15 protein-coding genes and 1 pseudogene are annotated in these 23,528 nt (G+C 71.5%); 10 read left to right on the forward strand and 6 right to left on the reverse strand.

Translation table 11 applies throughout. From position 1 onward, the window contains the following. A partial coding sequence (locus D7Y15_RS32555; RefSeq protein WP_121755013.1) for an IF-2 protein occupies window positions 1–741 on the reverse strand: 741 nt, incomplete at its 3' end. A 128-nt stretch (window positions 742–869) separates the two neighbouring features. Here D7Y15_RS32555 and D7Y15_RS32560 point away from each other — a divergent pair. From D7Y15_RS32560 to D7Y15_RS32575, 4 genes are read left to right on the forward strand one after another with little or no spacing between them, the layout of a single operon-like run. Further along, entirely contained in the window at window positions 870–7,697 is a 6,828-nt protein-coding gene (locus tag D7Y15_RS32560) for a methyltransferase domain-containing protein (RefSeq protein ID WP_121755014.1), read from the forward strand. A gap of 24 nt (window positions 7,698–7,721) precedes the next feature. Further along, window positions 7,722–8,573: a diaminopimelate epimerase gene (gene dapF / locus D7Y15_RS32565; RefSeq protein WP_121755015.1), complete on the forward strand. Its 852-nt coding sequence runs from the start codon at window positions 7,722–7,724 to the stop codon at window positions 8,571–8,573. Window positions 8,574–8,607: 34 nt separating this feature from the next. Beyond that, window positions 8,608–10,458 (forward strand): response regulator, encoded by a 1,851-nt coding sequence (locus D7Y15_RS32570; RefSeq protein ID WP_120575998.1) that lies wholly within the window; start codon window positions 8,608–8,610, stop codon window positions 10,456–10,458. 24 nt (window positions 10,459–10,482) lie between these two features. Further along, window positions 10,483–11,982: a DUF4388 domain-containing protein gene (locus D7Y15_RS32575; RefSeq protein ID WP_120575997.1), complete on the forward strand. Its 1,500-nt coding sequence runs from the start codon at window positions 10,483–10,485 to the stop codon at window positions 11,980–11,982. 4 nt (window positions 11,983–11,986) lie between these two features. Here the strand turns inward: D7Y15_RS32575 and D7Y15_RS32580 are convergent, their stop codons facing one another. Beyond that, window positions 11,987–13,357 carry a cytochrome P450 gene (locus D7Y15_RS32580; RefSeq protein WP_121755016.1) on the reverse strand — a complete coding sequence of 457 codons (1,371 nt, stop codon included), beginning with the start codon at window positions 13,355–13,357 and terminating at the stop codon, window positions 11,987–11,989. A gap of 132 nt (window positions 13,358–13,489) precedes the next feature. Here D7Y15_RS32580 and D7Y15_RS32585 point away from each other — a divergent pair, with 132 nt between their 5' ends. Then, the gene (locus D7Y15_RS32585) at window positions 13,490–14,518 is read left to right on the forward strand and encodes an AraC family transcriptional regulator (RefSeq protein WP_158624370.1); all 1,029 of its coding nucleotides are present in this window, start codon (window positions 13,490–13,492) and stop codon (window positions 14,516–14,518) included. A gap of 63 nt (window positions 14,519–14,581) precedes the next feature. Then, entirely contained in the window at window positions 14,582–15,181 is a 600-nt protein-coding gene (locus D7Y15_RS32590) for an RNA methyltransferase (RefSeq protein WP_120575994.1), read from the forward strand. Window positions 15,182–15,194: 13 nt separating this feature from the next. Here the strand turns inward: D7Y15_RS32590 and D7Y15_RS32595 are convergent, their stop codons facing one another. Beyond that, window positions 15,195–15,437 (reverse strand): hypothetical protein, encoded by a 243-nt coding sequence (locus D7Y15_RS32595; protein WP_233605174.1) that lies wholly within the window; start codon window positions 15,435–15,437, stop codon window positions 15,195–15,197. Between the two features lie 142 nt (window positions 15,438–15,579). Between D7Y15_RS32595 and D7Y15_RS32600 the strand changes: the two genes are divergently transcribed. Then, window positions 15,580–16,908, forward strand: coding sequence for a tetratricopeptide repeat protein (locus tag D7Y15_RS32600; RefSeq protein WP_121755018.1), 1,329 nt, complete (start codon window positions 15,580–15,582; stop codon window positions 16,906–16,908). Here D7Y15_RS32600 and D7Y15_RS32605 read toward each other — a convergent pair. After that, window positions 16,889–18,208, reverse strand: coding sequence for a pitrilysin family protein (locus D7Y15_RS32605; protein ID WP_121755019.1), 1,320 nt, complete (start codon window positions 18,206–18,208; stop codon window positions 16,889–16,891). The genes D7Y15_RS32600 and D7Y15_RS32605 overlap by 20 nt on opposite strands. Next, complete coding sequence (locus tag D7Y15_RS32610; RefSeq protein ID WP_120594863.1) at window positions 18,205–19,746, reverse strand: HAMP domain-containing sensor histidine kinase; 1,542 nt, start codon at window positions 19,744–19,746, stop codon at window positions 18,205–18,207. Before D7Y15_RS32610 ends, D7Y15_RS32605 begins: the two co-directional genes overlap by 4 nt. A 123-nt stretch (window positions 19,747–19,869) precedes the next feature. Between D7Y15_RS32610 and D7Y15_RS32615 the strand changes: the two genes are divergently transcribed. From D7Y15_RS32615 to D7Y15_RS32625, 3 genes are all read left to right on the forward strand, one after another. Beyond that, window positions 19,870–21,396 (forward strand): hypothetical protein, encoded by a 1,527-nt coding sequence (locus tag D7Y15_RS32615; protein WP_121755020.1) that lies wholly within the window; start codon window positions 19,870–19,872, stop codon window positions 21,394–21,396. Window positions 21,397–21,459: 63 nt separating this feature from the next. Next, window positions 21,460–22,353: a DUF2381 family protein gene (locus tag D7Y15_RS32620; protein ID WP_233605175.1), complete on the forward strand. Its 894-nt coding sequence runs from the start codon at window positions 21,460–21,462 to the stop codon at window positions 22,351–22,353. A gap of 11 nt (window positions 22,354–22,364) precedes the next feature. Continuing rightward, on the forward strand, window positions 22,365–22,856 hold the full coding sequence (locus tag D7Y15_RS32625) for a serine/threonine protein kinase (protein WP_121755022.1): 492 nt from the start codon (window positions 22,365–22,367) through the stop codon (window positions 22,854–22,856). Between the two features lie 66 nt (window positions 22,857–22,922). Here the strand turns inward: D7Y15_RS32625 and D7Y15_RS32630 are convergent. Then, a pseudogene (locus D7Y15_RS32630) lies at window positions 22,923–23,528 on the reverse strand (cell envelope biogenesis protein TolA); the annotation flags it as partial.

A 23,528-nucleotide genomic window follows, 5' to 3' on the forward strand; every position in this document is an offset into this window, starting at 1 on the left:
CTGCTGGGCGGCGTCACCGGCGGGTGACGGGGCGGGTTGCCGGGGCGCGGGTGCTACAGGGGTGTTGTCCGGGGCGCTCTCGCTGTGGACGGCGCGGCGCAGGGCCTCCTCCAGGTCGCGGGCGGTGGGGCCCACGGTGGTGAGCATCTGGTTGGCGGCGCGGGCGTGGCGGTTCTCCGACTCCGCGGCGAGCTTGAGCTGGGCCAGGCCCTCGGACACGAGGCGGCGGGCGTCCTCCAGCTTCTGGCGCGCCTGGTAGAAGGCCACGTCGGTGAGCATGGACTGGAGGCTGCGGCGCTGCTCCTCGGTGATGCCGGAGAGCTTCTCCGCGCGGCGCAGATAATAGAGGCCGCGCTCCACCTTGGCGGGCTCGCCGGACGCGATGCGCGGGCGGGCCAGGGTCTCCAGGAGGGGGAAGAGGGCGCGGTCCAGGTCGTCGCGGTCGGTGAACTTCTGCTGCGTCAGCAGGGTGACGTCCTGGCCCTCCAGGGGGAGGGGGGCGTAGGCGTCCGCGAGGCGCGGGTCCCCGGGGCGGTAGGCGGCGGCGCCGGTGGGCAGGGCGCGGCCCTTCATCACCACCAGCTCGCCGTTCTCCTGCAGGACGGTGAAGGTGCGGGCGTTGAGCTGGCCCAGGAGGAAGACGACGCCGCCACCCAGGCCCAGGATGACGAGGAAGACGACGAGCCGGGTGAAGGTGCGGCGGGCCCGGTAGCCGAATCCCTGCGGTGAATGGGTGGTCATGTCGCCTGCTCTCCGGTCGGACGGGCTTGGGCCCGTGGGGGTCGAAACCTGAAATTGGGTCTTCTGGGACTCCAACGCTACGATTACCGCCCTGTCGGGATCATCATTTGCAATCCACCTTTCGTCGCATGGGGCCCAGCGAGCTGCTGCCCCGCTACATCTTCGCGGAGAGCCTGTTCGCGCGCCGGCGCGTGCTCGAGGTCGACGCCGTGGCGTCCACGGGCGGCGAGAGCGCGCGCTTCCTGGTGGAGCGGGGCGCGCGCACCGTGGTGGCGTGCGACGCGGACGTGTCCGCGGTGGAGGCGGCGCAGAAGGCCCATGCGCACCCGCAGCTGCGCTTCCGCGCCAACGTCTATGACGACCTGGAGGCGGGAAGCTTCGACCTGGTGCTGGTGACGGACCTGGCGCCCTACGTGCGCGCGCCGGAGCTGTTGGCGGAGCTGGCGCGGCTGGTGGCCCGGCAGGGCTTCCTGGTGGGCGGCCTGCGCAACATCGCGGGGCTGGCGCTGCCTCAGTTGCTGGAGCCGGAAGAGACGGTGCCGCCCACGTACGGGCAGCTGCTGGACGCGCTGACGGCGCACTTCCCCCATGTAGAGGTGGCCACGCAGTCGCCGGTGCTGGGCTACCAGCTGGCGTTCGAGCGGGGCGACGGGTTGCAGGTGGACGGCTCGCTCGTGCGGCACAGCGAGGCGGCGTACTTCGTGGTGATGGCGGGCCTGGAGCCGACGCGGGTGGTGGACCCCACGTGGGTGCAGCTGCCGCCGGAGCCGCTGGCCTTCACGCGCGGCAAGCTGGACGAGGTCGCGGCCCGGGCGAAGACGTGGGAGGAGCGGGCAGGGCGGCTGAAGGAAGCGGTGTCGAAGCTTCGCGCGGAGATTGGAGACCGCGAGGCGGAGGTCGTGTCGCTCAAGCCGGCGCTGGAGGGCGCCCGGCAGGACATGGCGCGGCTGACCGCGCAGCTGGAGCAGGCTCGGGGCACGGTGGAGTCCGCGCGCGAGCGGGACGACCTGAGCAGCCGGCTGCGGCGCCGTGAGCTGGAGTTGCAGGTCGCGACGGAGCGGATCGCCGATGCGGACCGGCGGCTGACGGCGCAGCGCCTGGAGGTGGAGGCGGCGCAGCGTGCGCAGGCGGACGCGGGCGTGCAGGCGCTTGCCGCGCAGGAGACTCTGCGGCTGGAGCGGGCGCGGCGCGAGGAGACGGCGGCGACGCTGGATGAGTCTCGCGAGCGGCTGACGCAGGCGTACACGGAGCTGCGCGACCTGCAGGATGAGCTGGGCTCGCTGCGCATCGACCGGGAGCGGGACCGGCTGGCGGCGGAGCGCGCGCAGGACGGCGCGGAGGACAAGCGCCGGCAGGCGGAGGCGGCTCGCGAGCGGGAGCTGCGCATCGCGGAGCAGTATTCGACGGCGCTCGCGGCGGTGGAGCACCTGAAGGCGGAGCTGGCGCGCGCGCAGGAGTCGGCGCGGACGGCGGGCGACGCGGTTCCGGTGAAGGACGCGGAGCTGGCGCGAGCGCGCCGGGAGCTCGCCGAGGCCCAGCAGCGGATGCACTCCGCCGAAGGGGCGCGCAAGGACGCGGAGGCGCGGCTCTCCGAGCGCGAGGCGTTGCAGCGCGGTCTGGAGACGGAGCTCACCAGCGCGCGTGAGGCGGAAGGCCGGCTGCGGCAGGAGCTGGAGGGCCGCGCTCAGTCGGAGTCAGCGGCTCGGGCGCTGGCGGCGCGGTTGGAGGAGGAGCTTCACGCGGCCGGGCTGCGCCTGGAGTCTCTGGAGGCGGAGCAGAAGCGGGTCGAGTCCGCGCAGCACGTCGCAGGGCAGCGGCTGGTGGCGGCGGAGACGGAGCGCGTCCGTGTGGAAGCCGCGCTCGTCCAGGCCATCGACGCGGAGCGGGCCCAGGCGCAGGCAAGGCTGGAGGAGGCGCTGGCCCAGGCCCGTGCCGAGGCCGACGAGCGGGTGACGAACGCGCTGGCCGCCGCGCATTCCGACGCGGATTCGCGGCAGGAGCGCGCGCTGGCGGAGGCCCGCGAGCAGGAGGAGGCTCGGCTCGCGCAGGCGTTGGAGGAGGAACGGGCTTTCGCGGAGCTCGCGCTGGAGGAGGCCCGTGAGCAGGCGGAGGCCCGGCTCGAGAAGGCGTTGGCGGAGGCCCGGTCCGACGCGGAGGCCCGGCTCGCTCGGGAGTTGGAGGAGGCCCGGTCCGACGCGGATGCCCGTGTCGAGCGTGCGGCGGCGGATGCTCGCGAGGCGGCTCAGGCGCTGGAGGCGAACCGGTCTGATGCGGATACCCGTGTCGAGCGTGCGCTGGCGGATGCTCGCGAGGCGGCTCAGGCGCTGGAGGCAGCTCGGGCCGATGCGGATGCCCGTGTCGAACGCGCGGTGGCGGAGGCGGCTCAGGCGCTGGATGCGGCTCGGGCGGATGCGGAGGCCCGTGTCGAGCGGGCTCTGGCCGACGCGGACGCTCGGGTGGCGAAGGTGCTCGCGGACGCCGCCGTTGAACGGGCCGCGGCCCTGGCGGAAGCGGAGAGCCGCCGCGAGCAGGCGCTCACCGAAGTCCGTGCCACGGCATCGGCTCAGCGGAGCCGGCAACTGGCGGATGTCGAGGCACGGACAGCGCAGGCCCTCGCGGAAGCGCGTGCCGAGGCGGAGGCCGAACGGGCCCAGGCGCTGGCCGAAGCCCGCGCCGAGTCCGAGGCCGAACGGGTCCGGCAGTTGGAAGAAGCTGAAGTCCGCGCGGCGCGGATGCTCGTGGAGGTGCGTGCCGAAGCCGAGGCGCTCCTGGCCCGTCGGCTGGAAGAGGCCGAAGCCCGCTCGGCCACCGCGCTCACCGACGCCCGCGCCGTGTCGAGCGGCCAGACGGAGCAGGTGCTCGCCGACGTGCGCGCCGAGGCGGAGGCCCGGCTCACGGCGGCGGAGGCGCGTGCCGCGGAGGCACTCGATGCCGCGGTCGAACAGGCCCGTTCCGAAGCCCGGGACACCCTGGCCCGTGAAGTGTGGGACCACGGGGTCCGGCTCGCGGAGTCGAACCAGGCGCGCGAGACCGCCGAGGCGAAGAACACGGAGCTGGAGGCAACGCTCCGCTCGTTGCGGCAGGAGTTGACCGACTCGGAAGCCCTGGCCGCGCTCATCCAGGAGGACCTGGCTCGGGAGCAGAAGGCCCGGGCCTCGGTGCAGGCGGAGCTTGATGCGGCTCGCGAGTCCCTGACCCACGAGCAGGAGCGGGGGGCTCGCTGGGAGGCGTTGCTCGCCGATACCCAGGCGCAGCTGCTGTCGGAGCGCGAGCAGCAGGCCCGCGCGCAGGTGGCACTCGCGAACCTTCAGGAGTCGCTCGACGCGGAGCGGGCCCTTCGCTCCCGACTGGAGGGTTCCGAGTCCTCGTGGAACGAGGCGCAGAGCGCACTGGAATCGGACCGGCTGCGGCTGGATGCCGCGCTGGGCGTGGCGCGCACGGTTTTGGAGGAGGAGCGCGCGCAGCGGGCCCGGTTGGAGGCGTCGTTCGCCCAGCTCCAGCAGAGCTCCGCTTCGGCGCTGGACGAGGAGCGCGCCCGGGCTGAAGCCTCGCGGATTTCGGCACAGGAGGCTCGGGGCCAGCTCGAAACGGACCTGTCGGCGGCGCGTGCCGCGCGGCTGTCCACCGAGGCTGCCTTCGAGCAGACGCGCCAGACCCTTTCAGAGGTCCAGGCCTCCTTCGCCGAAGCGCAGCGCACGAACGAAGATCTGCGGCAGTCGCACGCGGCGTCGGCGGACGAGGCGCGTGGATACGCCCGGGAGCTGGAAGAGGCCCGTGCCGCGCTGACGGAGGCGAAGCAATCGCAGGCGGCCCTGGATGCGACGGTGCGTGAGCTGCGCGCGGAGCTCACCGAGGCGCGGCGGTCCGAGGTGGAGGCGCTGTCCTCGCTCGATGATGCGCGTACGCAGGAGGTTCGCGACCGCGAGTCGCGCGCGACGGATGAGGTTGCGCTCCGCTTGGAACTGGAGACCCTGCGCACGGAGGCCTCGGCTCAGCGCGAGCGCCTGGCCGAAGCGGAGCAGGCGCGGGCATCCGTCCAGACCCGGCTCGCGGAAGTCGAAGCCCGCCGCGCCGAACTGGAAGCGTCGCTGTCGGACACCGAGTCTCGTTTCGCTGAAGAGGCCGCCCGTCTCACCGCGATGCAGCAGGCCCTCACGGAGGCCGAGGCCCGCCTCGCGACCGAGACCGCGCGAGGGGCCTCGCTGGAGCAGTCGCTCGCGGAGGCCGAGGCCCGCCATGCCGCCGCGTCTTCGCATGGGGCCGCGCTGGAGCAGTCGCTCGCGGAGGCAGAGGCCCGCCATGCCGCCGCGTCTTCGCATGGGGCCGCGCTGGAGCAGTCGCTCGCGGAGGCAGAGGCCCGCCATGCCGCGGATGCCGCGCGTCTGACTTCGCTGGAGCAGGCGTTGTCGGAGGCTGAGTCTCGGCAGACCACGGAGACCGAGCGCCATGCATCGTTGGCGCGGACGCTCGCGGAGGCCGAGGCCCGGCTTGCCACGGAGTCCACGCGGCGTGCTGAGCTGGAAGCGGCGCTTTCAGAGGCGGAGGCCCGACAGGCCGCGGAGTCCACGCGGCGTGCTGAGCTGGAAGCGGCGCTCGCGGAGACGGAGGCCCGGCAGGCCGCGGAATCCGCGCGGCGCTCCGAACTGGAAGCGGCGCTCGCGGAGACGGAGGCCCGGCAGGCCGCGGAATCCGCGCGGCGCTCCGAACTGGAAGCGGCGCTCGCGGAGGCGGAGTCCCGGCAGGCCACGGAGTCCACGCGGCGTGCCGAACTCGAAGCATCGCTCTTGGAGGTCGACGTCCGGCAGGCCGCGGAGTCCACCCGCCGTGCCGAACTGGAAGCATCCATCGCCTTGGCGGAGTCCACGATTGCCGCCGAGACCGCTCGCCGCTCCGAGCTGGAAGCCTCGTTGAAGGACGCGGAGGCCCGCCTCGCCACCCTGGAGCAGTCCCTGGCGGACGCGGAGAAGCGCGCCTCTTCCGAGACGTCGCGCCGTGTCGGACTGGAAGCCTCCCTGACGGAGGTGGAGTTCCGGCTCGCCGCGGAGACCTCGAACCTCAGCGCGTTGGAGGATTCACTCGCGCAGGCGGAGACCCGTCTCGCGGAGGGCTCGCAGTCGCAGGACGCGGCACGCGAGTCCGAAGCCCGGGCCGCACGTCTCACGGAGTCCCTGACCGCTCGCGAACAGGAACTGCGCGAAGCCAGCGCCCTGCGGGTCTCCATGGAGGCGCAGCTGGAAGGCGCGCTCTCGCGGACCGAGCGGCAGCAGCAGGACCTGGACGAACTGCGCGAGCATCTGGGGCTGAAGGAGCAGGAGCTGACGGCCCTGCGCGCGGAGACGGCCCGCTTGGGCGCCGCGCACCAGGAATTGATGCGCCTGGGCTCCGAACTGCAACGGGCGCACGCCGCGCTGCATGAGCGGAGCCAGCAAGTCGGCCGGCTGGAAGCGGAGTTGGTGGACGCCAGCGACCGGCTCGCCGCCACGCGCGAGCACGCGGAAGTGCTCGTGGTGCAGCTCGAAACCGCGCGCCGCTTCGCGGGCAAGGCCACGAACCTGGAGTCCTCGCTGGAAGGTCTGCGCGAGGAACTGGCAACCGCTCGCGCGGACGCGGCCCGGCTCACGGAGACCGTCCAGACCGGGAACGAGCGCACCGCCACCCTGGAAGCACAGCTCGCGGACCTCACCACTCGCGCGGAGCAGGAGCGGACCGACCTGGAAGCCCGTCTCGCGGAAGCCACCTCTCAGGCCGGCACGGAGCAGGCTGAGCTGGAGCTTCGCCTGACCGAAGCGCTCACCAGCGCGGGCACGGACAAGGCCACGCTGGAGCTGCGCCTCAACGAAGCGCTCGCGCGAGCCGGCCTGGAGAAGGCCGAACTGGAGACGCGGCTCAACGAACTCCTCGCGAACGCCGGGACCGAGAAGGCCGAACTGGAGACGCGGCTCAACGAACTCCTCGCGACATCCGGGACGGAGAAGGCCGAACTCGAAACACGCCTCGCCGAAACGCTCGCCCAGGCCGCCACGGAGAAGGCCGAACTGGAAGTGCGGCTCGCGGAAGCCACCGCCCAGGCCGGCACGGAGCGGTCGGAGCTCGAAGTCCGTCTCGCCGAACTCACGGAGCAGGCCCGCGAAGAGAAGGCCTCCATCGAGGCACAGCTCGCGGACGCCACCGCCCGGGCCGCCGCGGAACGGGCCGAACTCGAAGCCCGCATCGCGGACCTCACCGCTCAATCCGACTCCGCGAACGCGGAGCGCGACGCCCGTCTCTCGGAAGCCCAGGCCCGCGCCTCGACGGAACAGGCCGAACTCGAAGCCCGCCTCGCCCAATCCGCCGAACAGACCCGCGAATCGCTCGCCGCCATGGAGTCCCGGCTCGCCACGGCGCTCGAGGACGCGCGGACCGAACAGGCCGCGCTGGAGTCCCGCGTCGCCGCCCTGACCCAGGCCGCCGCCGATGCTGAAGCCCATGCCCGCCGCGCGGACACCGAGCGCACCGCCATGGCCTCCGAACGCGAGCGCCTCCAGTCGGACCTGACGGTCGCCCGCGCCGCCCGCGTCCGCCTGGAGGGCCGGACCAACTCCCTGGAGACCACCGCCGCGGATGCCGCGCGCCTCCTGGACACCGAGCGCGCTGAACGCGACCAGCTCTCCACCCGGATCCGCGAACAGCAGGCCCGGCTGGACGCGCTGGAGACCGAACGACAGACCCTGCTCCAGGCCCTGGAGGAATCGAAGTCCGCCGCCGCACCGCCTCCGGAGGACGTGCTGGAGATGGCCGCGGAGATGGAGGTCCTCCAGGCCCACGTGGAGAAGATGCAGGACCAGCTCGCCGCCCGGGAGGCCGAACTGGCCGAGCTGCGCCGCGCCAGTGCCCCCGCCGCTCCCGGAGCCTCGCGCCGGGCCATGCCTGCCCTGGACGTTCCCACCGCGCCCAAGAAGGTCGGCGAGCGCGAATAAACGCGGGCGTCTACACTTCCCCCCGTGGACGCAAGCGAACGCATCTTCAAGTACCACGGCCTGGGCAACGACTTCGTCGTCCTGGACCGGCGCCGCACGGGCCTGGACATCGACGCGGATCAGTCCCGCTGGCTGTGCGACCGGCGCCGGGGCATTGGCGCGGACGGGGTGCTCGCCATCCTCCCGTCGTCCCGCGGCCTTGCCCGCATGGTCGTCCACAACGCCGACGGCAGCATCGCGGAGATGTGCGGCAACGGCCTGCGCTGTGCGGTGAAGTATCTGGTGGACCACTCCGGCAAGCATCCCGCGCTCATCGACGTGGAGACCGGGGCTGGCGTGCTCACCTGCGAGCCCGGCTACGGCGATGGCGGCGTCGTCGGCGTGGACATCTCCATGGGCCCGGCCCGGCTGGTGGCCGCGAACCTGCCCTCCGGGACGACCGGCCAGCCTTTCGTGAGCGCCCCCGTGCCCGGCCATGAAGGCCTGCTCGGCACCGCGGTGAACATGGGCAACCCGCACCTGGTGCTCCTGGACCAGCCCCTGGAAGCCGCCGAGCGCCTGGGCCCCGGCCTGGAGCGGCACCCCGCCTTCCCGGACCGCACCAACGTGGAGTTCGTCCGCGTGGACGAGGACGGCCTCACCGTCGTCGTCTGGGAGCGCGGCTGCGGCCTCACCCAGGCCTGTGGGACGGGGGCGTGTGCGTCCGCCGTGGCGGCCGTGCTGGCGAAGCGCCTGCCCTCGAATGCCTGGCTGCGCGTCACCCTGCCGGGCGGAGACCTGAGAATCCGCGTTCCGGACGACCTGTCCGACATCCGGCTCCGAGGCCCCGTGGCCTTCGTCTTCGAAGGCGTTGTCGTGCTTCCAAGGGCCCGATAGCCTTCGGTTTTCCTCCCTTCGCCCCCCGAGCGCCGTGGCCGGTCCCATCCTCGTCGTCGACGACGACCTGTTCTTCCGACAACTCGCCACGGACCTGCTGTCGCGCCGGGGGCACCGCGTGGTGGCGGTGGAGAACGCCACCCTGGCCCTGGCAGAGGTGGCCCGGGCGACGTTTGACCTGGTGCTCACCGACGTGGTGATGCCCGGCGTGGACGGCTTCTCGCTCACCGCGCGCCTGCGCGAACGCGACCCGGAGCAGGAGGTCATCCTCGTCAGCACGCGCGATGACGTGCAGGGCTCGGAGGTCGCGCTGCGCCTGGGCGTGGCGGACTGCCTGGTCAAGCCCGTGGAGGAGTCGGACCTGCTGCTCGCGGTGGACCGCGCCATGGAGCGCGCCCAGCTGCGCCACGAGCGCGCCCGGCTCCAGGACGAGAACCTGGAGTTCGCCCGCTTCCACAACCTCCAGCAGCGCTGCCTGGAGCTGCTCTCCCATCCGGACCTGGAATGGCTCCAGGAGCGCGTCATCGCGGACCTGGGCGCGGTGTGCGACGCGCAGAGCGCCGCGCTGTGGGTGGTGGACGACCGGGGAGACCTGGCGCTGCGCTCCTACCGGGGCCTGCTCGACAAGCAGTTCCTGCCGGAGAAGATGAGCCCGGAGGGGCCGCTGTCCCTGCGCCTGCGCGAAGCCGCCCCGTGGCTCGCGCGCGATGAGCGCTCCCCGGTGCTGTACGTACCGCTGGTGGCCGCCGGGGAGGTGATGGGTCTGGCGCAGCTGTCCGACCCGCTCACCGGTGACTTCCGAGTAGAGCACACGCGCGACGCGAAGGTGCTGGCGGACTTCGCCGCGGTGGGCGTGAAGAACGGCCGCAAGCTGATGGCGCTCCAGCGCCTGGGCCTGCGCGACCGCGACACCGCCGCGTACAACCTCAGCTACTTCACCGACTACGCGTCCAAGGAGATCTACAAGGCGCGCAGGTACGGGCGCACGTTCTCGCTGCTGACCTTCAGCATCGACAACCTGCCGCTGGTGCGCGTGCGGTTGGGCGCGCAGGACGCGAAGAAGGCCGTGCGCGGCATCATCAAGGCGCTCAGTAAAATCATCCGCGACTCGGACGTCATCGCGAAGGCGAGCGACCAGGAGTTCTACCTCCTCCTTCCGGAGACGGACTTCTTCGGCGCGATGATGTTCGTGCGCCGCGCCGTCGCCGCCGTGCGCGACGAGCCGGACGTGCAGGATGTGGAGCAGCGCCTGCCGCTGGCGCTCGTCGGTGGTGCCAGCACCTTCCCCAAGGACGGCGAGGACTTCGACGAGCTGGTGCACCGCTGCCGCCGCCGCATGGACGAGCGTCGCGCGTCGCTCCAGCGCCGGCTGATGCTGGACGGGCTGCCGTTCTGGGACGAGGTGGACCTGCTGCTGGGCACGCCCAACAGCCCGCGTCTGCCCACGGACGACCGCGCGGAACCCAGCCGCCGGGGCAAGGTGGCGGACGTGCTCTTCGACGAGCTCCAGGTGGAGATCGCCCGGGAGTTGGTGCGCGACCCGGGCTCGCGCGGGTTGCTCTACGTGGGCGGCCCGGAGATCCGCGCGGACCTGCCGCTGGCGGTGGGGCTGGAGCAGGCGCCGCCGGACCTGTCGTCTCGCATCTACCTGTTGGGTCGCCGCGTGGACCTGGAGTCGCACGCCGCGCTCACGCCGGTGTTCCTGGAAGGGGACGAACGGGTGGCGCGCCACGAGTTCATCCTCTGGCTGTCGGAGAGTGCGTCGTACGCGCTCATCCAGCGGCGCGGGCGGGGCGCGACGTGGGGGTTCCACACCTCGGACACCGCGGTGGTGGACGGGCTCATCTCCAAGCTGCAGGCCGAATACGACCTGCAGCCCTACTGACGTTACGAAGCGGAGCAAGCGACCTTGGCCACGGTGCGGAAGATCCTCATCGCCGACCCCGACCTCGACTCGGTGCGCGCCCTGTCGCGGGCGCTGCGCACGAAGGGCTATCAGGTGCACTACGCGCCGGATGGCTCGCGGGCGCTGGAGGTCGCGGTGCTCCGGCACCCGGACCTGACGCTCTTCGACGAGGCGTGCCGGCTTTTGGACGCGCGCACGTTCGTCCAGATCCTGCGCACCAACCCGCGCACGGAAGACATCCCGGTGGTGCTCACCACGTCCAGCCTGGACTCGGACCGGGCGCGAGGCATGCGGGACGGCACGCTGCGCAAGCCCTTCAACCTGGATGAAGTGCTCAGCCGCATCGAGCACATCTTCCGGCGCAACGAAGCGGCCAAGGACCTCAAGAGCGAGCAGCAGGAAATCGAAGGCTCGCTCAGCCAGCTCAGCATCCCGGACCTCATGCAGATTCTGGGCATGAACAAGCGCAACGGGAAGCTGTCGCTGGAGCGCGGCGCGGAGCGCGGGGAGATCACCGTCTCCGATGGCCGCACGGTGAACGCGCGGCTCGGGAGGGTGGAAGGGGAGAAGGCGCTGTTCCGGCTCCTGTCGTGGACGGAGGGCAACTTCACCTTCACGCCCGGCACCAGCGCCGCGCGCCCGCGCATCAACCGCGCGATGGACGACGCGCTGCTGGAAGGCATGCGTCAGTCGGACGAGGTGAACCGCCTGTTGCCGGGCCTGCCGCCGCGCCACACGCGGCTGATGCTGGCACCGGAGGTGGACCTGTCCGAGGAGCAGCACCCGGTGACGGCGCAGGTGATGGAGTTGCTCCGTCAGCCGCGAGCGCTGGGCGAGGTGCTGGACCTGGCGCCCGCCACGGACATGGAGGTCCTGGGCGTGCTGTCCACGCTGCTCCAGAAGGGCATGGCGCGCCCCACGGAGAGCGAAGGCCAGAACCTGGGCGCGAGCGACCTCATCGGCGCGGCGGAGGTGCACGCGCTGCGTGGGCGCCTGCTGCGCACGAGGACGCTGGCGAAGGTGGCGACGGCGAAGGTCTTCGTCTGTGGCAGCGGTTCATCCGCGGCACGCCGCATCCTGGCGCGGGTGCCGGGGCTGGAGGCGATGTCGGCGGACCCCACCGCTGTGAAGAGCGGCTTCGGGACGCTGGGGCGCCTGGAGCTGAGCGACGTGCTGAACGTGGACTTCTGCGTGCTGCCGCCCGCGGAGGCCGCGCGCCCGCTGTGGCGTCCGTTCAGCGCGGGATCCATTGGCGCGCTGTTGATGGACAACTCGGAGCCGGCGGTGCGGCTGGCGCACTACCTTGCTTGGGAGGTCCGCATCCCCATCGTGGTGGTGGGCACGGAGGTGCCGGCGCCGTTGCAGGGCGCTCCGGCCGGAGTGATTGCTCCCGGTGAAGACCTCACGGAGGCCCTGCGCGCCATGCTGGTCCAGGCGCTCAACCCCGCGCCCACGCTGCCCGGTGTCACGCAGGTGCAGCGTGCTTCCGTGACGCCTCAGTGAGCGCTCAGGTCCGGCGCTCCAGATTCATGGGGAGCGCGCCCTTCGGCCGCAACGTCAGGTGTGAATCCGGCTCCAACGTGAAGCCGGGCGCTGCGCGCAGGCGGTAGCGCTGGGCCACGGTGGCCAGCACGAGCTGCGCCTCCATCATCGCGAAGCTGTTGCCGATGCACTGCCTGGGCCCGCCGCTGAAGGGGAAGTACGCGAAGCGGTGGCGCTTCGCCGCGGCCTCGGGGGCGAAGCGCTCTGGACGGAACGCGTCTGGCTCCTCCCAGAAGTCCGGATGGCGCTGCGTGACGTAGGGGCTCACGTCCACCGACGTCCCCTTCGGGATGCGGAAGCCGCCAATGACGTCGTCCTCCTCCACGCTGCGGCTGAAGATGACCGCCGCCGGGTACAGCCGCATCGTCTCCTCCACCACCTGCTTCGTGTACCCGAGCCTCGGCACGTCCTCCACCGTGGGCGCGCTTCCTCCCAGCACCGCGTCCAGCTCCGTGTGCAGCCGGGCCTCCACCTCCGGGTGCTTCGACAGCAGTCCCCACACCCAGCTCAGCGACGTGGCCGTTGTCTCGTGTCCGGCGAGGAGCATCGTCATCACCTCGCTCCCCAACTGCTCGTCCGTCATGCCCTCGCCCGTGTCCTCGTCGCGCGCGAGCATCAGCATGGAGAGCAGGTCGCCCGTGTCGTCGCCGCGCTGACGCCGCGTGGCGATGATGCCCCGCACGGTCCCCAGCAGCGTGGCGCGCGCGTCGCGGAAGGCGCGGTCGTAGCGGGTGGGCAGCACGGGCGGCAGCATGCGGAAGGTGCGGAAGCGCTCGGCGATCTGCTGGCTCAGCTCGGTGAAGGCCGCGCCCACCCGTTCGGTCTGGTCCTCCACGGACGTGCCGAAGAGGGCCTCCCCGACGATGGCCAGCGTCAGCCGCATCATCTCCTCGTTGATGCCCACGGGAGTCCCGTTCGTGGCGGCCGTCTCCCAGCGCTGGAGCAGTCCCTGTGTCTGCTTCACCATTCCGGCGGCCATGCCCGCGATGCGCTGCCGGTGGAAGGCGGGCTGCGCGAGCCGCCGCTGCCGGAGCCAGAAGTCCCCCGTGCTCGTGAGCAGGCCGTTGCCGGTGATCCACCGGCCCATGCGGTACGTGAGGTGGTCCTTCGTGTAGTTCTTCACGTGGTCCTGCAACACGTGCTTCACGGCGTCCGGATGCGCGACCAGGTGCGAGCGCATGGGGCCCAGCCGGTAGCGCACCACGTCACCGTACTGGCGATGGAGCGTGCCCAGGCAGCCCAGGATGTCGCGGCGCACGTCGGGCAGGATGCCCATGAGCAGGTGGCCCCGGGGACCCGGGGGCTGGCGGGTGACGGCGGCGGTGGCGGTGGTCATCGGGCGCTTCCTCCTGAAGGGAGGTATCGCGCTCCCATGCCCCGCGTGCATGGTCCCGGGGCGCCAACGCATTGTCCGCGGGCGCCACCGCGCATTGCGAGGCGAGGGGACGTCAGGCCATGCTGGTCCGCCATGCGTCCCCAGACGCTCCAGTCCTCGCTGTTCCGCCCCCTGTTCCAGGTGGGCATGTCGCTGGGCATCGCCCGGGAGCGGCTGCTCGAAGCGGTGGGCGTGGACGAAGCCCTGCTCGCGCGGCCGGACGTGCGGCTTCCCTACGCGGCGCTCCAGCGCGTGTGGACCCTGCTCGTCGAGGTGGGCGGCTCCGAGCCGCTGGCCGTGCGGCTCGCGCAGGCGCTGGAGCCCACCCACGTGGGGCTCGTGGGCTACGTACTCGTCAACAGCCCCGACCTGCGCACGTCCCTCCAGCGCTATTGCCGCATCCACGCGCTGCTGGACCCGCGCACGACGTGGCGCGTCCTCCAACTGCCCGGGATGATGCGCGTGGAGCTGGAGTTGGACCCACAGGATGAATGGGCCTCGCGCCTGAAGCACCCCGTGGAGGGGCTGCTCGTGGCGATGGTGGCCAGCGGCCGCGCGCTCAGCGGCGAGGACTGGCGACCCACGCGCGTGTGCGTCACGCATCCGCGCCATGCGGCCTCGCCGAGCGTGGAGGAGTTCCTCGGCGTCGGCATCGAATACAGCGCGAGCGCCAATCTCGTGCAGGGCGACGAGGCCGCCGCGAACCTCCCCATCCGCCACGCGGACATCGAGCTGGGCAACCTGCTCCATGCCCGCGCGGAGGCGGAGCTGGCGCGGGTGGAGGCCCACGAGGTCCGCTCCTGGCGCGAGCGCGTGGAGGAGGTGCTCGCGGCCCAGCCCCGCACAGGGGACCTTGTCCCCGCGGACGTGGCGACGCGGCTCGCGGTGAGTGAGCGCACGCTCCAGCGCCGCCTGCGGGAGGAGGGCGTCACCTTCGCGGGCCTGGAGGACGCCGTGCGCCGCGACCGCGCCTTCCAGCTCCTGCGCGACGGACAGCTGCCCCACTTCGAGATCGCCTTCCTCCTGGGCTTCAGCGACCCCAGCGCCTTCACCCGCGCCTTCCGCCGCTGGAGCGGAACGACTCCGGGACAGTGGCAGGTGTCCCAGGCCGCGAAGCCGTGAAGGAGGCGGGCGCCGGAATCCGCTCCCGGCGCGGAATGTTTTCCCCACAGGAGGGGAACACGGATGATCAAGACGCTGAGGGACGCGGAAGAGCTGGTGCGCACGCGCCACGTCATCACCGAGGTGCCCACCCACGGGCCCACGTCCCTCGTCGAACAGGTCATGGGTGGCAGGCCCACCGGCAGCTGGCGCGACCACGCGAAGGGGCGCCTCGCGTACCGGCTGGGGCGCATGTTGCGCGCGTCGAAGGACGTGCTCGCGGTGCGGCTGGTGGAGGGCAAGGTCGCCTTCGTGGACCCCACGCTCTGGCCCGCCGTCTACCGCGTCGCCATGGAGCCCGCGCGCCGCCGCCCGTCACTCCAGGGGCTGTCCCCGGACGCCCGCGCGTTGCTCTCCACCGTGGAGCGGGACAAGCGCGTCCCCTTGGACAAGGAAGGCCCGTGGACCAAGGCGCGCGAGGCGCTGGAGGAACGGCTGCTGGTCCACTTCTCCGAAGCGCAGGATGAAGACGGCCGCCATGTCGCGGTGCTGCGCTCGTGGCGGGCCTGGGCTTCTCCCAACCTCAAGGCGGACGCGGCCCGGCTCTCCTACGAAGACGCCCAGGCGCGGCTGCGGGCGGCGTGCGACGGGGCTCCCACGGGGCTGGGGCCCTGGGTTTTCTAGACGTACCGGGGCTTCAGGCCGCTTCGTCCAGGATCTCCAGCGCGTCCCGGACACCCGGCAGCCGGGCGAGCAGCTCATACTCCGCGGGCTGGAGCATGGACACGCGGCGGCCCGCGACGCGCTCCATCCACAGCTCGATGCGGTGGTCTCCGTCCGGGTTGACCCGGCGGGAGATGCGGGCGCGGCGGCCCTCCTTGTGACAGGCCAGGATGTCCTGCTGGAGGCTGCGGAGACGGCGGAACACCTTCAGCGCCATTCGACCCTCGGGGGTGTCGAACGTGTGGAAATGCCGGTTCCGCGACAGCGGCCGGCTGGGATCATGAAGCCTCTCCACGAGGCGGCGCACGAAAGGGTCCATCGACGGGGAAGGATAACATCCGGTACCCTGTCCCTCAGCGATGCCCCATCGATTTTTCCCCCGTCCCTGGACGCTCGTCCTGCTCCTGCCGCTTGCTTGCAAGGACCCAGAGACAGCGGCCGCGCAGAAACAGGCCGTACAGGTCCAGAACTCCCTGTCCCAGGGTCGTGAGGCGCTCACGAAGGGCCAGTACGCCCGCGCCATCTCCGAGCTGCAGAAGGCCGCCAACGCCGCGCCAGAGAGCGTGGAGCCGCTCCTCCTCCTGGCCAAGGCCCACCAGGGCGCCGGCAACCCGGGCGCGGCCATCCTCACGCTCAAGCAGGCGGAGGGCCTCATCCCGGGCACCGACCCCGTCATCCAGAAGCAGCTCTCGGACATGTACATGGGGGAGGGGCAGATTCCCCAGGCCATCTCCACGCTCGTGTCGCTGAGGGAGGAGGGCAAGCTGTCCAACGAGGACATCCTGTCGCTGGCCCGCCTGCAGGCGCGGCAGGGGAACCCGGACGCGGCCTTCACCACGCTGGAGCGCATCCTCCGGGAGAACCCGGACGACGCCCCGACGAAGACGGTGGAGGCCGAAATCCTGCTCATGAAGGGCGAGGAGCTGCTCGCGGCCAACCTGATGGACCGCGTGCTCCAGGGCTCGCCCAGCTTCACGCCCGCGCGGCTCTTGCGCGCGCGCTTCTTCCTGATGAGCGGCGTCAACGACATGGCGGAGGCGGACCTCCAGTCCGTGCCGCCCGAGGACGCGGACTCCACGGACGTGGTGGCGATGAAGGCCCGCGTGCTCATGGCGCTCGGGCGCCCGGCCGAGGCGGAAGGCGCGCTGCGCAAGCTGCTGGAGGACGACGCGGACAACGCGGAGGCCACCGCGTGGCTGGCGGAGATTGTCTGCGCCCAGGGCCGCGCGTCGGAGGCCCAGCAGCTGGTGGACCGCGCGCTGCACCTGCGCCCGCGCTTCGCCCGCGCGCTGTACGTGCGCGGCCGCGTGCTGGAAGAGCAGAGCGACGCGCGCGGGGCGGAGGACAGCTACCGCTTCGCCCTCAAGGCGGAGCCCGCGTTCCCGCCCGCGCTGTCGCGCATGTGGCGGCTGCACCTGAAGGCCGGCCGCAAGCCGGAGGCGCAGGAAGTGCTTGAGCGTCTGACGAGCCTGAACGAGGCGACCGTGGAGGAGAAGGCCGCGCTCGCGAACCTCTACGCCCAGTTCGAGACGCAGCTGCCGCGCGGCAAGAAGCTCATCGACGAGGCCCTGAAGCGCGAGCCGCACAACCCCGACTACCTGCGCATCCAGAAGGCCATCGACAAGGCGACGCCCAAGAAGAAGAAGGCGGGCCCGACGGGGCCCGTCATCATCCGCGGGCGGCGCTGACGGCGGGCGAGGAGGAGGGCAGCCCCTCCGCGTCCAAGACGACCTTCTCCAGCGCCTTGAGCCCCTTGCGCTGGCCCACCGCCACCACGAGCAGGTTCTCGCGGGTGAAGTAGCGCCGGGCCACCTCCCGCACCCGCGCGGCCGTCTGGCGGTCCACCTGATCCGCGCGGTGGCCGAACGTCTCCGGACGGCGGAACAGCTCCACGCCGCCGAACCACCCGGCCAGCTCCCCCGGCGAGTCCTGGGAGAACTCCAGCAGCATCCGGTGTCGGCGCTTGGCGCGGTTCAGCTCCTCGTCGCCCGCCTCCTTCTCGCAGAGCTCGGAGAGCACGCGCAGCGACTCCGCCACCACGAGCGACGCCTTCTCCGGCGCGCTGGCCGCTTCAATCTCGAAGAGGCTGAGGTCGTGGTACGTGTCCAGCCCCGCCTGCACCGAGTACGCGAGGCCGCGCTTCTCCACGATTTCGAACGGCAGCCGCGACGACAGCCCGTCGTCCAGCAGGCGCCGGAGGATTTGCAGCGCGGGGAAGTCCTCGTGCTGCTCCGGCACGGCGCGGAAGGTGAGCTTGAACTCCGTCTGCGACTCGTCGTGGGAGACGAAGTGGAAGTGCGGACCGGGGCCCAGCGGCGGCGGCGCGCTCTCCGTGGTGGCGCTGCCCGTGGGCAGGTGGGCGAAGGCGCGCTCGGCCAGGGCCAGCACCTCCGAGTGCTTCACGCTGCCCGCGGCGGACACCACCAGGTTGCCGGCCACGTAGTGCCGGGCGAAGTGCTCCAGCACCTGGGCGTGGGTGAGGGACTTCACGGACTCGGGGGTGCCGGCGATTTTCAGGGACAGCGGGTGGCCGGGGAAGAGCAGGCGCTTGGACAGGTTGTCCAGGTCGATGTCGCGCCCCTTGTCGTCCACCTCGTCGAGCATCTCCTCCAGGATGATCTGCCGCTCCACCTCCATGTCGGTGAGGCGGGGGCGGGTGAGCATGTCGCCGATGACGTCCAGGCCCACGCTCAGGTGCGACGGGTGCAGCGGGGTGTAGTAGTAGCCGTGGTCGCGGGTGGTGGCGCCGTTGAGGTTGCCGCCCACCTCCTCCACGGCCGCGTTCATCTTCACCGTGTCTGGCCAGGCCTCGCTTCCCCGGAAGAAGAGGTGCTCCAGGAAGTGGCTGACGCCGTTGTTCTCCACCGACTCATGCCGGCTGCCGGTCCTCACGTAGACGGCCAGCAGGGCGGTGTGCAGGTGGGGCGTCTCGACGGTGACGACGCGCAGCCCCGAGGGCAGCACGTCCCGGTACGGTGTAAAGCTCATGCGCGAGGAAGCCTTAACACGAAGGTCGTCCCCTGGCCGGGAATACTCTGGCAGGAGAGCGAGCCCCCGTGGGCCTGGAGGATCTGTTGGCTCACCGCGAGCCCCAGGCCCGTGCCGCCCTCCTTGGTGGTGAAGAAGGGCTCGAAGAGGTGGCGGCGGACCTCCTCGGTCATGCCGTTGCCGGTGTCTCGCACGGTGACCTCCACGTCCCCCTCCTTCGGGATGGTCGCCACGGTGAGCCGTCCCCCGGAGGGCATGGCCTCGCGGCTGTTGCGAAGCAGGTTGAGGAACACCTGCCGCAGCTGGCCCTGGTCCGCGAGCACGCGGGGGGTGCCGGGCGCGAAGTCCCGCACCACCTCCACGCCCGCGCGCACCAGCTCCTCGCGGGTGAAGTCGAGCACGCCATCCAGCACCGCGATGATGTCCTCCGGCTCCAGGTCCGGCCGGGCGGGGCGGGCCATGCGCAGGTACTGCTCGGTGACGTCGGTGAGGCGGTCCACCTCATGGGTGACGGCGGAGAGCAACTCGCGCGCCTCCGTGGCGGTGTCCTGCGAGTCGAATTGCGCGCTGTCCACCGCGTCCTGGAGCAGCTCCACGTTGAGGCCGATGGAGGACAGCGGGTTGCGCACCTCGTGCACGATTTGAGCGGAGATGCGGCCGACCGCGGCCAGCTGCTCCGCGCGCATCAGCGCCTCCGCCTGGGACTTGAGCTGCGCTTCGCGGGCCTGGAGCGAGCGGGCCATCTGGTCGAACTCGCGGGCGAGCAGCGCGACCTCGTCCGCGCCGCGCACACCCAGCTGGGCGGAGTAATCGCCCCGGCCGATGCGGGACACGCCTTCGATGAGAGTGCGCACCGGGCGCAGCGTGCGGGCGGACCACGCGGTGACGCCCACGCCCACGCCAATGGCCATGATGGACAGCGCGATGATGGTGAGGCCCGTCCTGCGCTCGCGCTCCTCCGCTCCGTCCACGCGCTCGCGGATGCGGTTGGTCAGCGTCGCGCGCAGCACGCGCAGCTCACGGCCGATGGCGCTCTCCAACTGGCGCAGCTCGGCGGTGGCGCGTGCCACCTCCTGGCTTTCAGGGGACTCGGACGCGAGCGAGGTAAATACGGCCTCCACCGCGTGGCCGTAGGCCTTGGAGTTGCGTGACAGCTCCGCGAAGCGCGAGTCCAGCTCCATCACGAAGGGCACCTCGCCTTCCGGGGCGAAGGTGAGCACCTCGCGGGCCTTGGCGCGGGCGGCCTCCAGGCGCTGGGCCATCTGGGGCGCGTAGTACAGGCTCGCCAGCCGGATGAGCGCGCGGCGCGTTTCCACGCTGTTCTGCTCCAGCACGCGCTCGGTGTCCTTCTCCTGGCTGGTCTGGAAGGTCTCCAGCGCGGCGGCGTCCTGGGACAGCTGGAGGTAGCCCTGGCTGACGAGCCGGATCTCCAACCGGTTGCGGTGCAGCTCCGCCACGCTGAACAGGGACACCGCCCCGAACGTCAGCAGCACCAGCGCGTAGCCCAGGAAGATGCGGGTGGCGAGCGAGAGCTTCATGGAGGAGGGGACAGGACATACGTCCTGGCGCGGTCGCATTACAGCGCAATCCCCACCGCGCCGCCTGCTTCCGGCCGCCTGGACTCCACCCCTCCGGGGAGGGGGGCTGGTAGCGTCCGCCGCATGGCTCCGCGCTTCGTCCGCTCCACGCTCCTCGCCGCCGCCCTGGCGTCCCTCACCCCCGCCTGCGGGGACAAGGAGGTCCGACCCTCCCTGGACCTGCTCACCGCCTCCTGCGCTGGTACCCAGCCGCTGGCCGGGGTGACGCACCTGCGCTTCCGCGTGACGGGCCCTGGCCTGGACACGCCCCGAGAGCGGGTGTCGACGGTGAACTGGACCTGGATGGAGGACGTGCCCACCCTTCCGCCTGGCCTCGAACGGGTGCTTGAGGTGCGGGCCTACGTGGGGGTACCGGATCAGGGCGGCCAGCTGGTCTCGCTGGGCCGCTCCGTGCCGTTCACCGTGTTGGACGGGGAGGATGAGCCGAATCCGCGGGTGCGTGTGGTCCTGCGGCGGCTGGGGGAGTTCGTGCCGGTGAACCTGGCGTCGGACCCGAGGACATGCTCGTTGCCGGCCGAAGCGCGCGCGGCGCACACGGCCACGACCCTGCCGGATGGACGGGTGTTGATCGCTGGAGGCTACAGGCCCGAGGCGAACGGGACGCGGCCCGTGTCGGCGACCACGGAGCTGTTCAACCCGGCGGAGGGCACGTTCATCCCCGGACCGGACGTGGGCGCGCGGGCCTTCCACACGGCGTCGCTGCTGCCGGACGGCCGCGTGTTCCTGGCGGGCGGCGCGGAGTCCTTCGCCCCGGTGGCGTTGCAGTCCACGGCACGCCTCCTTGACCCGACGACGGGCGCAAGGAGTGAGTTCACGCACAATGTGGCGCGCTACCAGCACGCGGCGGCGGTGGATGCGAAAGGCCACGTGTTGCTGGTCAGCGGACGCGCGGCGGATGGCGGCACGGTGGACACGCTGGAAGGCTTCGACTCGGCCACGGGGCGATTTGTCTATCACCCCGCACCGTTTGACTTCGTGGACGCAGCGCTGACGGTGGATCCGAGCGGGCAGATCTTCCAGGTCGTGGGCGGAGGCACTGTCGTGGGGGCCGTGAGGGACGTGGTGGCCTTCTCGTTCGGCGACGACGACATCTCCTCACTGGCCACGGGGGCTGAGCTTCGTGTCCCCCGGGTGGGCGCCGCCGTGGCGCTGCTGGGCCGGGCGGACGAGGATCCACTGCCCCTGGTCATGGGGGGCTTCGACGGCGTGGACCCGGAGAAGGGCGCGCGGCCCGTGGGCGCCTCCGAGTTCCTGAAGGGCGTGATCCTCGCGGAGGACGGCCCCGCGTTGATGCCCCGGAGCAACCTGTGCGCGGTGACGCTGCCGGACGGTCGCATCGTGGCGCTGGGCGGGCGGGGCACCGGCATCGGCACGACGTACGCAGTGCCATGGGCGGAGCTGATCACCCCGCACACGGGCGCGCAGCCCACCGTGCTGGGGCTGTCGCTGATGCCGCAGCCGCGCGTGTGGCACACGTGCTCCGCGCTGCCGGACGGCTCCGTGCTCGTGGTGGGTGGCGTGGACGACAGCACCGGGGAGATCCGCGCCAACACCGAAGCCCTGGTGGTGATGCCGCCGCCGCGCGACTGAAGCTGCTACGGTCCAGGTCCCATGAGGGACTGTCTACCTGTCCGGTTTGTTCTGGCCCTGGCGTTGCTCCTGACGACCGCGGAGGCCATCGCGCGTGAGCAGGAGGAACTCGCGATCCGCACGGTGCTGCTGTCGGAGCACCCGTCGGACTCCGCGCCCACCGTCTACGTGAAGGGGAAGGTGGCCACCGTCCTCCGCTTCGAGACGTCCGTGGACCCCGCGCGGACCCGCATGCTGGCATGGGAGGGCCGGTTCGAGCCGCTGCTGGTGGGCGGCCGCAAGGTGATTGTCGAACCCCTCCAGGACTTGCAGGAGGACGACGGGCTCCCTCTGCTGGTGACGCTCGCGAATGGCAAGGAGGTGCCGTTCCTCCTCAAGCCCGCGGGGGATGGGAGGCGGAGCAGGGTGGATCAACAGGTGAACGTGTTCGAGGACCCACGCGGCTACGACGCCATGTACTCGACGCTGATGGACTCACTCAAACAGCGGCGCGTCCTGGAGGAGGAGAACCAGCGCCTGCGGGCGGAGGAGCAGTCCGCGGATCATGCGCTCGCGACGCTCCTGGCCCAGGGGAAGCTCAAGCACACGCCTTTCACCCGTCGCCAGGGCTGGCGTCTCAAGGAGGAAGGGGCGGACATCCTGGTGGAGGTGCTCTCCAGCAAGACGCTTCCGAAGATGGCCGTGTTGTTCACGCTGACGAACCGTGATGCGAAGAAGTCCTGGCGGATGATGGAGGCCCGTCTGTCCACGGTTTCCGGCGGGAACTCACGTGCGTTCGCGCTGCGCATGCAGCAGGAGGAGATTCCGCCGGGCGCCATGGGCCGCATCGCGGTTGTCGCTGACGACAGCGCCTTCCAGTCACAGCAGGGCCTGGAGCAACTGGCGCTGGAGTTGCTCCGTGCGGATGGTCTGTCCCAGGCCTACCTCGTCCTGGAACAGCGTTTCATCCGGGAGTAGATCGACGCGACATGAACGCACCGCGCAAGTGGTCCCCGGTTGCCATCGTGCTGGTCTTGTCGCTGGGCTGCACCACGACCCGAGGGGGCGTGGGGCTTCGTTCGGACGGGACACCCAAACCCGAGGATTGTCCCGAGGACGCGCTGAACACGATGCGGATTCTGCGCCTGCGTGTAGGCGATGGGGCGAATGTAGCGCTCGACATCAACCAGGACGACGTCAGCCCCATCACGCTCTACGACGGTCCTGTGGAGAGCCTGTTGATCTCCAGTCTCGGGCCCCTTGAAACGACCACCCGTCTCTATGGACGGGTGTGGACCGGCGGCCCGCAGGTGGTCGTCCGGTACTACGAGGCGCATCCGCCCGACGGCGACAAGGTTCCCATCTGTGCCGTGGCGCGGCTCTCCAAGGGGCAATTGCGAAAGCGGCCCGACTCCAAGCCAGGAACGGCCATCCTGGAGTTCTCCTCGGCGGGCGTCGACATCGTCGAGTCCTATCGCTGAAACACGAAGGCCCCGTGTCCCGGTGAGGGGACGGCGGGGCCTTCTTGCTTCACACCAGCGTACGGCTCAGGCGTTGGTCGGCGGGGCCTCGGAAGGCTTCGCCTCGCCCTCGGTGGACGCCGGCTCGGTGGCGGCCGGGGCTTCCGTGGGCGTGGCTGCTGCCGCGGTGGCGCGGGCCTCCGCCTCGGCGCGGGAGCGGGCCTGCTCGTCGCTGCGCTGGTCGCTGGCGGCGACCTCGTCCGGCGTCAGCTCCGTGCGGTCCGCGAGCATGCCCGTCTTCTTCTCCAGGTCCTTGATGGCCCGGCGAAGCAGGTCGCGCTCCAGGAGCGTGCGGTTGAGGCGCTTCTCCAGCGCCTTGTACTTGTCCTTGCCCAGGTCGGCCTCGGACTTCGTCACCGACAGGATGCGCGCGTGCGTGTCGGCGCGGCCCTTGAGCCGGCGCACTTCCTTCTCCAGCTCCGCGGCGCGCGAACGGTCCTTGTTCGCCGCCTGCTCCAGCCGGTTCATCTTCTCGCGGTCCGCGTCGTTCAGCTCGCGGTAGCGGCGCACGGGCTCCGCCGGGGCCACGGGCGCGGGCGTCACGGACACCGCCGCGATCACCACGGGCTCGCTCGCGGGGGCGGCGATCTGATCCGCCGGAGCCGAAGCCGACGCCTCGACGGGGGCAGGGAC

This window comes from Corallococcus sp. AB030 (assembly GCF_003668965.1).
GTDB classification, from domain to species: domain Bacteria; phylum Myxococcota; class Myxococcia; order Myxococcales; family Myxococcaceae; genus Corallococcus; species Corallococcus exiguus.